This window comes from Exiguobacterium sp. s56 (genome assembly GCF_018618255.1).
Classification (GTDB): domain Bacteria; phylum Bacillota; class Bacilli; order Exiguobacteriales; family Exiguobacteriaceae; genus Exiguobacterium; species Exiguobacterium chiriqhucha.
Genome location: NZ_JACSLR010000014.1, coordinates 82,225 through 92,686 on the forward strand (window position 1 = coordinate 82,225; position 10,462 = coordinate 92,686).

The window sequence follows — 10,462 nt, forward strand, 5'->3', positions numbered from 1 at the left end:
GCATTGGAATAATGTCTTTGCAATTGTGGGCGATAATGCAATAAAAACAGAAAAGAGGATAAAAAATGATACGAATCGGCATAGTGGGTACTAATTGGATTACAGAAAGATTGCTTGAAGCGGCAAAAGAGATTGAGAATTTTAAATTAGCAGCCGTTTATTCCCGAACGTTGGAAAGAGCAGAGGAATTTGCCAGTCAATAAGGAATAACTAAAATTTTTACTGACTTGGAAGAAATGGCAGTCAGCGATGAAATCGATGCGGTTTATATTGCCACACCCAACTCATTCCATGCTGACCAAGTCGTCTTGTTTTTAAAAAACTCCAAACATGTATTATGTGAAAAACCGATGGCTGCCAATGCAGCAGAAGCAGCGAAAATGATTCAAGAAGCGAAAGATCATAATGTGCTGCTTATGGAAGCGATGAAATCTACGTTACTTCCAAACTTTAAGGCCATTCAAAATAATCTGCACAAAATCGGCCCTATCCGCAGATACTTTGCTAGCTATTGCCAGTACTCATCGCGTTATGATGCATACAAAAAAGGAACAGTATTAAATGTATTTAATCCAAATTTTGCGAACGGTTCATTGATGGATCTGGGCACCTACTGTTTATACCCGCTCATTTTACTGTTCGGCGAGCCAAAAGAAATAAAGGCCACAGGTCTTATCCTGGATTGCGGTATAGATGGCGAAGGAAGTGTCCTATTGAAATATGATGACAAAGATGCGGTTATCATTTATTCAAAAATCACAAATTCCACTTTACCAAGCGAAATCCAAGGGGAAAAAGGAATTATGGTGATTGATAAAATACATTCAGCCGAAAAAGTGGACATTCATTACAACGATGGCACTGTTGAATCAGTGACAGTAGGACAACCTCAGCCCGCTATGTATTATGAAGTGAAAGAGTTTATCGATTTAATCAGCCAAAAGAAAACGGAGTCACTTGTTAATTCGTTTGAAAACTCCTATACCACCATGTGCGTAATGGATAAAGTCCGCCAAGAAATCGGCCTGTCCTATCCAAGTGATTCCAAGTAAACGGTCTTCAATTGATCAGGCCGTCGGAAGCGAATCAGAATTTTTTTCTTCTATATAATTGGAAGTATTCACTGGCTCTAAAATAAACTTTTCTAATACGTGAAGCACCCCTTCTTCATTGTTCGTAAAGGTCGTATAATCAGCCATAGCTTTCACTTCCTTTACGGCATTTCCCATTGCTATACCGAGACCGGCTGTCTCAATAAGTTCGATGTCATTATAGTTGTCACCAATACCGATTATTTCTGAACGGTCTATACCAAGTTTTTTCGCTAAGCATAATAGGGCACTACCTTTGTTTGCCTCGGGATGGGTGATTTCAAGGTAGTGTTTTTTTGATTTTGCGATGTGAGCATACTTGCCGAATAAGGTTTGCAATTCATTTTGTAAGTAATCGAGGACGATTGGTTCTTCGATAAAAAGTAGTTTTGTTACGCCTTTTTGGGCAAGCTTGATGAGATTGGGCTCTATCCGATAGGGCACTTTAACTGCTTCAGAATAAGCAATCAGCTTGTCATTTTCTACGGCACTGTAGAGAATATCATCTTGGTATATTTGTAGATGTAATTTTTTCTCACGAGAAATTTCGATTAACTTTTGTGCAATATCGGGAGGAACAGTGCGCTCATATATTACTTCTTTTTCATTAACATCCTTGATCAATGCACCTTGATAAGTGATGAGCGGTACATTTATACCCAACTGCAGGGCAATGAGTTTCGCAGAGGAAAACATGCGGCCCGTAGCAATCGTAACAATTGTCCCCGCTTCCACCGCTTTTTTAATAGCGGTTACTGTATTTGGTGAAATCATTAAATCGTCTGTGAGCAATGTCCCATCGAGATCGATCGCGACCAATTTATACATAGGCCCTCTCCTTACAATTACGTTTTATCTTTCATGGAAAAATGATTGAAACAGAAAAATTCAACTTAATCCTTCAAACAACAATACTCGCGCAGGTGAAGCCTCCGTACCTACTAATTTCAAAGGCGCGGCAACCATAAAGTATTGTCCTTGCTCCACTTCCTTCAATCTCAGGCCCTCTATGATGATGATGTCATTTGCAAATAAGGTTTTATGCGTCGGATGCCCTTCTTGGCTTCTTTCAATTCCAAGCGCATCTATTCCAACCCCGCGAATCCCTAACTCAGCAAGATAGCTTGCTCCATCTTTTGCCAGATAGACAAAATCAAAATTAAACTTTTCCTCAAACGAGTTTTTCGTTTTTAATAAAATAAAATCTCCTTTTTGAAGCTTGAATCCTTCTAAGTCCGTTTTTGAAATTCCGTTCTTTACTGCCGTCAAATCGAGAACTTGACAAGGCCCTACAAGACTGTCCAGCGAAAGCGATTCGAATGTCTCTCCATCCACATTCATATGAAGCGGCGCATCGATATGCGTTCCGGTGTGCACATCCAGATCCAGCCGCGTTTCCGTAACATAGCCGTTTGTCTGCTGATTGATTTTCGGCTGTTTTTCCGGTTTGTCCTTGTAAACGGTCATGCCTTCATAGATCGCCCCTGTTACATCATACATTTTCATGTAATCCAACCCTCCATTAGTAATATTGTCTTCAATGATACCTTCACCTTCGCATGCCATTTATACAGTTGTCCAATGAAAATACTTTGGTGCAAAAAAGTTCAAGCTTGATAAACAATTAGAAATAAGCTTGAGCTTAAAAAATCTTAAACTCAAGCTTATTCGTTGTTCTATTCTAAATTCGCATGTCTGCCATACATGACATCGGATTTGAGTCCCTTTTTATCCATGAATCTCAAAATCACCGCGTCATAAAACACAAGAAGCGACTGTTCAAACAATGATCCCATCGGTTGAATCGATTTGCCACTAGTGCCCTCCCCTTTTGCTTGTGCCGGTATTTCAATTCGAATATCCGCCAGTTTGCCTATTGTAGACTCAGGGTTTGTAGTAACAGCCACTATGGTTGCACCGATGCTTTTGGCTTTCTTCGTCATGGCTGCGAGGCTTTGGGTCTCCCCGGAACCAGAACCGACAATGAAAATATCATCGACTTCCAGGTTCGGTGTCACCGTTTCTCCAACCACATACGCATCCAGGCCTACGTGCATCATACGCATCACAAATGCCTTAGCCATAAAGCCGGATCGGCCCCCGCCTGCCACAAATATTTTCTTTGCACGCAGGATGCCGTCCACTGCCTTTTCGGCTTCCTCATCATCAATGAGAGCAGTGGTCCGCTTCAATTCAGCCAGTATTTCGTCTGTATAGCCCGCCGTGTTCATATTACGCCGTGACACTTTCTTTCATCATCTTTTGAATTTTTTCCGCTTCCGCGCCCTTGTTCTCTTTGCTTGTAATTCCACCGCCGACAATGATTAAATCCGGTTGTGCTTTAATGACTTCCGGCAATGTCTCCAGTTTGATGCCGCCTGCAATAGCAGTTTTGGCATTTTTTACGACGCTTTTGATTGTACGAAGATCTTCGAACGAATCTTTCCCTTCCGCTTGCAGATCGTAGCCTGTGTGGACACAGATATAATCCGCGCCAAGTTCATCAAGCTCTGCGGCCCGTGTTTTGATATCTTTTACGGCGATCATATCCACCAGGATTTTCTTACCTTGTTTTTTCGCTTCTTCAACTGCGCCCTTGATGGATGAGTCTTCTGCCTGAGCAAGAATCGTAACAATATCTGCTCCTGCAGCAGCAGCATTTGATACTTCATAAGCTGCAGCGTCCATAATTTTCACATCTGCAAGAACTTCCAGGTTAGGGAAAGCTGCTTTTATTTCTGCGACAGCTTTAAGACCTTCTTTATTGATGACTGGCGTTCCGATTTCAACGATGTCGATAAACGCCTCTACTTCTTTAACCACTTCGATTGCTTGTGGAATGTTTACTAAGTCTAAAGCTAATTGTAATTTCATGTGTCATTCTCCTTGTTGTCGTATTTTTGATTCTGACTTAGTGTAAAACCTACAAGCATTGTTGTGAAGTACGCACTTTAATTTCACATACTGACAAAAAGTATACTGTCGGCGGCTATCACAATGGTAATCTGTTTAATTTCATATATATGCATTTATTTCTTAATGTATCTGATTAACTTTATGTTTTATTAAGACCGCTTTAAGATAATCCAATTACTTTTTCCTTTTCACTAAACACTCAACACGACTTATCCAGTTTGAAAATCAATTACTTGTTTCTTATCCGAATGAGCTATTGTAACTTTTTTGCAATAGATTACTTTCGATAATGGGATTTAACCTTTGTTATTTCTCCCTCAAAAAATCCTAAATTCCTTAACTTCTAAAAAATATTTCATGATAGAGATATTTTGTATATCAGATAAGTTTTTAAGAACCGGATCCCTGGTGAATTTCCTCCTCTTTCCCTTGCTACAGTATACTTTTTGTAAGTATATGTTTATAAAGTGCGTACTTACATAAAAAACTTTGAGTCATTATACTAAAACCTGTTGCGATTATCAGTCATGCCAGAGACACATGATTTTAAGAGTAGGAGGTTTTAACATATGCACACCGAGAATCTGCTTGAAGAATTTAATTTTCAAAATGATTTATTTGAATTTAAACAAGAACGGCCCCTGCAAAACATGACATTTGTCTTGTTCGGAGCAACAGGAGATTTAGCACAACGCAAGTTATTTCCTGCTCTGTACAATCTATACCTGGACGGGAAGTTACCCGAAACCATCTCGATCGTTGGTTTGGGGAGAAACTATTGTTCAGATGAAATATTTCAGTCTAAAGTGGAAAAAGCACTTTACGCATATTCCAGAAGGTCCATTCACGCTTCATCTTTGCCAGCTTTTTTAGAGAAATTTCGGTATTGCAGCTTTGATGCGACAGAAAAAGAGTCTTACTACAAACTGCGCGAACTTATTGAAAACAGGGAAAACGAGTTGGGTATTCCTCAAAATCGGCTGTTTTACTTGTCTGTGGCCCCCAGCTTAATTGATATTATCACGTCCCACCTTAGTAAAAGCGGAATCAGTCAAAACAACGGGTGGAAACGCCTCATTGTTGAAAAACCGTTTGGAAACAGCCTAAAAACAGCCAGAAAATTAAATGAGAATTTGAGCAACGTGTTCCGTGAAGAGGAGATCTACCGAATTGATCACTACCTAGGGAAACCTATGGTACAAAAACTAAGAACCTTGATCTTGGCGAATCCGATCTTGGAATCTTTGTTGAATCATAAACAAATTTCAAATGTCCAAATTACAGCAAGTGAGACTGTAGGTGTAGAAAACCGGGTTGATTATTATGATAAGGCAGGAGCCATCCGGGATATGGTTCAAAACCACCTTCTTCAGTTGGTCACAATGACAGCTGTCTATCTTTCGGATAACTTCATGGAAAATAAGGGCCGGGTGAAAAAGACAGACATTATTGCCTCTCTCCAACCCATCCGGAAAGAAAAAGCATACCAAAGCGTTGTCCGCGGCCAGTATGGTCCGGGAGAGGTTCAGGGCAACCCTGTCATTGGCTACAAAGAGGAGCCGGGGGTTAATGATTCCTCAACGAATGATACTTTTTTTGCAGCTCGCCTTTCTATCGAACACCCCTCATGGAATGGAATCCCCTTTTATATACGAACAGGGAAACGGATGAATCAGAAGTCGACACAAATTGTCATTGAATTCGAGAACAAGGTGATGGATTTAAATACACAGTTAGGAAGCTCTCCAAATTTAATGATTCTTGAAATTAGTCCAAATGAAAGCATTTCGTTGCGCGTAAATTTAAAAGATCCATCCAGCACTGGATACAAACCTGTTTGGATTGATTTCTCAACCAGCTCAGAAAATCAGCCGGAAGCATATGAACTTCTGCTCTATGATGCACTGCGCGGCGATTCAACGTTCTTTGCCGATTGGAGAGAAGTGGAACTATCATGGAAGTGGATTCAACCACTGTTAGAAGCTTACCAAGAGGAGTTATTGCCTTTATATTCTTATCCAGCCGGTTCAACAGGTCCAGAAATGGCAAATGAGTTGTTGCTGACGGATCAATCGAAGTGGTGGTAAAAAATAGTTCATTCAAAAGGGGAGAGATTACATGCCCGTTTCGTTTGATTTCACCAATGTATTATCGTTTATAACGAATAGCGAGTTTGAAAATATTAGCGAATTTGTCAAACAAGCGCATAACCAACTTCACCAGCAGACAGGACCGGGTTCTGACTACTTGGGGTGGATCGACTGGCCGATTAACTATGATAAAGAAGAGTTTCTCCAGGTGAAACTGGCTGCCGAAAGAATTCAGCAACAGTCAGATGCGCTGATTGTGATTGGCATCGGCGGCTCTTATCTAGGCTCCAAGGCAGCAATAGAAGCCTTATCACATACATTCCATAACCAAGTTAAAGGGAATACGGAAGTTTATTTTGCTGGACATAACATTAGCCCAACTTATATCACACATTTGCTTCAGCTACTGGAAGGGAAAGACATTTCCATCAATGTGATCTCCAAGTCCGGCACAACCACTGAACCCGCTTTAGCCTTCCGGATCTTCCGTACCCTTTTGGAAAAAAAGTATGGAAAAGAAGAAGCTAGAAATCGAATTTATGTCACAACCGACCGGAGCAAAGGTGCGCTTCGGAATCTTGCAGTTGAAGAAGGATACGAAACATTTGTCATTCCTGATAATATCGGAGGACGATACTCCGTTTTGACTCCAGTCGGTTTACTTCCGATGGCTGTAGCCGGGCTTAATATCGACCAAGTGATGCAGGGGGCAAAAGCTGCTTACCACAAATACAACAATCCCGTACTCGCTACAAACGAAAGCTACCAATATGCTGCAGTAAGGAATATTTTTTATAATAAAGGAAAATCGATTGAACTGTTTGTAAGCTACGAGCCTGGCCTGCTTTCTACAGCAGAATGGTGGAAACAACTTTTCGGGGAAAGTGAAGGGAAAGATGAAAAAGGACTCTTCCCCGCTTCTGTCAATTTCTCCACTGATTTACATTCAATGGGGCAGTATGTGCAGGAAGGGCACCGTCTATTCTTTGAAACAGTTTTGCAAGTGAAGAAACCTTCCCTCAATCTTGTCATACAAGAAGATCCAGCCAATATGGATGGGTTGAACTTCTTAGCAGGAAAAACAATGGATGAAGTGAACAAAAAAGCGGCACTTGGAACTTCCCTTGCTCATGTCGATGGAGGTGTGCCGAATCTGGTCATTGAGCTAGACGAACTCAATGAATTCACCTTTGGCGAAATGATTTATTTCTTCGAAAAAGCCTGCGCGATCAGCGGCACTTTACTCGGTGTCAATCCATTTGACCAACCAGGAGTAGAGGCATATAAAACCAATATGTTTGCATTGCTTGGCAAAGAAGGATTTGAAAAAGAAAGAGAAAAGCTGGAAAATCGGCTGTTGCCGTCTGGCAACTCACAAAACGATGAGGTGAAAATACAATGAAGCAGCAAATCGGAGTCATCGGTTTAGGGGTAATGGGAAAAAACTTAGCCCTGAACATGGAGAGTAAAGGTTATTCTGTATCTGTCTATGATTATTGGACAGACCGAATCGACGAATTAGCTGAAAAAGAAGCACAAGGAAAAAAGATTTTGGGAGCATACAGTGTTGAAGAGTTTGTCCTTTCATTGGAAACCCCCCGCAAAATCTTGTTGATGGTGAAATCTGGAGACACGACGGATTCGGTCATTGAATCCCTCCTTCCCCACCTTCAATCAGGGGACATTCTATTAGACGGAGGAAATTCGTTTTTTGAAGACACGAATAGGCGAACAGCAAAATTACAAGAAGCAGGCTTGCACTTTCTAGGCGCCGGAATTTCCGGCGGAGAAGAAGGTGCCCGCAACGGTCCTTCCATCATGCCCGGTGGACCGAAAGAAGCATATGAACAAGTCAAACCTATTCTGGAAGCAATTTCGGCAAAAGTAGATGACACTCCTTGCAGTGCCTATATGGGTCCTGATGGAGCTGGCCATTATGTAAAAATGGTTCATAATGGCATTGAATACGGCGATATGCAATTGATATCCGAAGCCTATTTCATCATGAAACACGCGCTTGGCCTTTCTGTCCTAGAAATGTCCACTATATTCTCGGATTGGAACAAAGGGGAGCTTGACAGTTACCTTGTCGAAATTACCGCCGATATTTTGAACAAGCGGGATGAAGATACCGGGAAGCCGCTTGTTGATCAGATTTTGGATGTGGCCGGACAGAAAGGGACTGGGAAATGGACAAGCCAAAACGCGTTGGATTTAGGTGTTTCCCTTCCAATCGTCACAGAGTCCGTTTTCGCAAGGTTTATTTCCTCGGTCAAGGAAGAACGGGTCGCGGCAAGCAAAATTCTGCAAGGCCCTGAACCGAAAAAACAGGCAGGCGACTCCCAAGAAATGATTGAAGCCATCCGCAAAGCCTTATACATGAGTAAGATTTGCTCGTATGCCCAAGGTTTTGCCCAAATGCGTGCGGCATCTGAAGAGTATGGCTGGAATATTCCTTACGGGGACGTTGCCATGATCTTCCGTGGAGGATGCATCATCCGGGCGCAATTCCTGCAAAAGATCAAAGAAGCATTTGACGGCAATCCCGAACTGCCTAACTTATTAATTGATCCATATTTCCAGGAGATTATAGGGGAGTATCAGCATTCTCTACGAAAAGTGCTGACGCTGGCCATTCAGCAAGGAATTCCGGCGCCCGCTTTTTCAAGCGCATTGGCTTACTATGACAGCTATCGCTCTGAGACATTGCCAGCCAATTTAATCCAGGCACAGCGGGATTACTTTGGTGCCCATACGTACCAGCGTGTAGACAAAGAAGGTTTCTTCCACACCGAGTGGCAAGTAAAATAACCAGAAACAATAAGTATGTAGAAGCTTGTTAGAACATCACGTAATCAGACTGAATGGCCTGTTGGAAAAAGAAAGTTTTCCAGCGGGCTTTTTTGAATACATTGCAGCCTCCATGCTCATTGACGCCTTCTTCAATAGATTTTAATTGTCGATAAACAATTATCTGGAATCTGGATCCTTGAACTGAGCCCCGTAAAATGGACAGTTTAATAAAAAGCCCACGTTTTCTATGCTGCGATCAGATGGCCCCGATATTGCTCCGGGGTCATCTTTTTTAGGTTCCATTGACCGCGTTCGCAGTTGTAATAGCTTATGTAGTCCCCGACCATCTCTCGGACTTCATCGACTGACCCGCACGAACGGTTGGTGACATAGTCCTTCAAATGACCGAAGAACGATTCGATCGGTGCGTTGTCGAGACAGTTGCCCCGACGTGACATGGACTGGATCAGTCCGAGGTCGCCAACGAGTTGCTGGTAGTCCGGATGGGTGTAGTGAAAGCCTTGATCCGAATGGATCATCGCCTCGGGATGCAGGTTCCCTTGGAGGTGATTTTCAAGTTTTTCCATCGTCTGAAAGACGAGGTCCATGTGAAGGCTTGTGGACAGCTTGTGCGCCATGATCTCGCGTGTGGCCACGTCCTTGACGCATGACAGATAGACGTTCTCGCCGGAGGCGATCGGGAGATAGGTGATGTCGGTCACGAATACCTTTCCGGGCTCGCTCTGTCGAAACTGACGGTTCAACAGATTCGGCACGACGCGATGCTCGTGCGTCGCCTTAGAGAGCTTCCGATAAGGATTCATCTTCCGGATTTTGGTGACGATGTTATACTTGCGCATCAGTCGGAGAATACGCTTATGGTTGATCCGGACGCCGAGGGTAGCGAGCACCTCCATGTACAGCCCCCGATAACCGATTTTGCCTTTATGGCTGTCATGGATTTTCTTGAGGAGTGTCGCATCTAGGTAATCACGCTCTTCCCGGAGGGACTCCGCCTCGGCACGGTTCAACCAGGCGTAATAGCCACTGCGGCTCACTCCGGCGATCTCACATAGTGGGCGGACGAGATTCTTCAGCTGTGCGATGCGGATGACGGTGTTGATGGCCTGATATTTCTCTGCTGGTGTCAGTTCGTATGTTTCGCCTGCCCTTCTAACTTCTCTAGCTTTTTTAAGAGCTCGTTCTCTGCCGTCAGGTATTTGATTCGTGCCTCTGCCTTCGCCAACCGTTTCTCCATGGACTCGTCTGTTTTCGGGCGTCCGCCTCCCGTAGCCTTTCCACGTTTATCGTTCCGGAGACCCTCTTCTCCGTCTTTCCGGAACGTTTGGCGCCAGCGATTCAACGAGGACTGCGCTTGTCGTTTCCCGATCACCGTCAGGTCGAATCCGGCCTCCGTGAAGATTTGTTGAGGTCCCTTTCTCTCCATATTCTCACGTACGGCCTTGACCTTGAACTCGGCGGTGTTGTGTAATGCAAAATAGGAGTGCAGAAGTGTGCAACGGAAACGTACACAACTCTGCACTCCTATTTTAGAAAAGAAAAAGGACTTGC

The 10,462-nt window shown here is 43.1% G+C and carries 9 protein-coding genes and 1 pseudogene; 4 read left to right on the forward strand and 6 right to left on the reverse strand.

Annotated features, from left to right (window positions below):
• The first annotated feature begins 65 nt into the window (after nucleotides 1-65).
• A pseudogene (locus tag KNP71_RS12860) lies at nucleotides 66-1,052 on the forward strand (Gfo/Idh/MocA family protein).
• A gap of 15 nt (nucleotides 1,053-1,067) precedes the next feature.
• Here KNP71_RS12860 and KNP71_RS12865 read toward each other — a convergent pair.
• The 4 genes from KNP71_RS12865 to hxlA form a co-directional block, all read right to left on the reverse strand.
• Nucleotides 1,068-1,919, reverse strand: a complete 852-nt coding sequence (locus KNP71_RS12865; RefSeq protein ID WP_101190296.1) for a Cof-type HAD-IIB family hydrolase — start codon at nucleotides 1,917-1,919, stop codon at nucleotides 1,068-1,070.
• A gap of 60 nt (nucleotides 1,920-1,979) precedes the next feature.
• Entirely contained in the window at nucleotides 1,980-2,597 is a 618-nt protein-coding gene (locus KNP71_RS12870; protein WP_101801553.1) for a cyclase family protein, read from the reverse strand.
• Between the two features lie 170 nt (nucleotides 2,598-2,767).
• Nucleotides 2,768-3,322, reverse strand: a complete 555-nt coding sequence (gene hxlB / locus KNP71_RS12875) for a 6-phospho-3-hexuloisomerase (protein ID WP_101190294.1) — start codon at nucleotides 3,320-3,322, stop codon at nucleotides 2,768-2,770.
• A 1-nt stretch (nucleotide 3,323) separates the two neighbouring features.
• On the reverse strand, nucleotides 3,324-3,965 hold the full coding sequence (gene hxlA / locus KNP71_RS12880; RefSeq protein WP_101190293.1) for a 3-hexulose-6-phosphate synthase: 642 nt from the start codon (nucleotides 3,963-3,965) through the stop codon (nucleotides 3,324-3,326).
• A 611-nt stretch (nucleotides 3,966-4,576) separates the two neighbouring features.
• Here hxlA and zwf point away from each other — a divergent pair.
• The 3 genes from zwf to gndA are packed head-to-tail and all read left to right on the forward strand — an operon-like array spanning nucleotide 4,577 to nucleotide 8,908.
• Nucleotides 4,577-6,094: a glucose-6-phosphate dehydrogenase gene (gene zwf, locus KNP71_RS12885; RefSeq protein ID WP_214830850.1), complete on the forward strand. Its 1,518-nt coding sequence runs from the start codon at nucleotides 4,577-4,579 to the stop codon at nucleotides 6,092-6,094.
• 31 nt (nucleotides 6,095-6,125) lie between these two features.
• A complete protein-coding gene (locus KNP71_RS12890) occupies nucleotides 6,126-7,499 on the forward strand; it encodes a glucose-6-phosphate isomerase (protein WP_214830852.1) in 1,374 nt (457 codons plus the stop codon).
• Nucleotides 7,496-8,908, forward strand: coding sequence for an NADP-dependent phosphogluconate dehydrogenase (gndA, locus tag KNP71_RS12895; protein ID WP_214754979.1), 1,413 nt, complete (start codon nucleotides 7,496-7,498; stop codon nucleotides 8,906-8,908). Before KNP71_RS12890 ends, gndA begins: the two co-directional genes overlap by 4 nt.
• Nucleotides 8,909-9,135: 227 nt before the next feature.
• On the opposite strand, the gene KNP71_RS12900 is transcribed toward gndA, so the two are convergent.
• Both KNP71_RS12900 and KNP71_RS12905 read right to left on the reverse strand, forming a co-directional pair.
• On the reverse strand, nucleotides 9,136-10,110 hold the full coding sequence (locus KNP71_RS12900) for an IS3 family transposase (protein ID WP_214830857.1): 975 nt from the start codon (nucleotides 10,108-10,110) through the stop codon (nucleotides 9,136-9,138).
• A complete protein-coding gene (locus KNP71_RS12905; protein ID WP_214830854.1) occupies nucleotides 10,038-10,337 on the reverse strand; it encodes a hypothetical protein in 300 nt (99 codons plus the stop codon). Before KNP71_RS12905 ends, KNP71_RS12900 begins: the two co-directional genes overlap by 73 nt.
• Between the last annotated feature and the right edge of the window lie 125 nt (nucleotides 10,338-10,462).

What these genes read in the sequence shown, in the direction of transcription:
- KNP71_RS12865 (WP_101190296.1), bottom strand. Translation starts at nt 1,919, where the DNA reads ATGTATAAATTGGTCGCGATCGATCTCGATGGGACATTGCTCACAGAC.
- KNP71_RS12870 (WP_101801553.1), bottom strand. Translation starts at nt 2,597, where the DNA reads ATGAAAATGTATGATGTAACAGGGGCGATCTATGAAGGCATGACCGTT.
- hxlB (WP_101190294.1), bottom strand. Translation starts at nt 3,322, where the DNA reads ATGAACACGGCGGGCTATACAGACGAAATACTGGCTGAATTGAAGCGG.
- hxlA (WP_101190293.1), bottom strand. Translation starts at nt 3,965, where the DNA reads ATGAAATTACAATTAGCTTTAGACTTAGTAAACATTCCACAAGCAATC.
- zwf (WP_214830850.1), top strand. Translation starts at nt 4,577, where the DNA reads ATGCACACCGAGAATCTGCTTGAAGAATTTAATTTTCAAAATGATTTA.
- KNP71_RS12890 (WP_214830852.1), top strand. Translation starts at nt 6,126, where the DNA reads ATGCCCGTTTCGTTTGATTTCACCAATGTATTATCGTTTATAACGAAT.
- gndA (WP_214754979.1), top strand. Translation starts at nt 7,496, where the DNA reads ATGAAGCAGCAAATCGGAGTCATCGGTTTAGGGGTAATGGGAAAAAAC.
- KNP71_RS12905 (WP_214830854.1), bottom strand. Translation starts at nt 10,337, where the DNA reads ATGGAGAGAAAGGGACCTCAACAAATCTTCACGGAGGCCGGATTCGAC.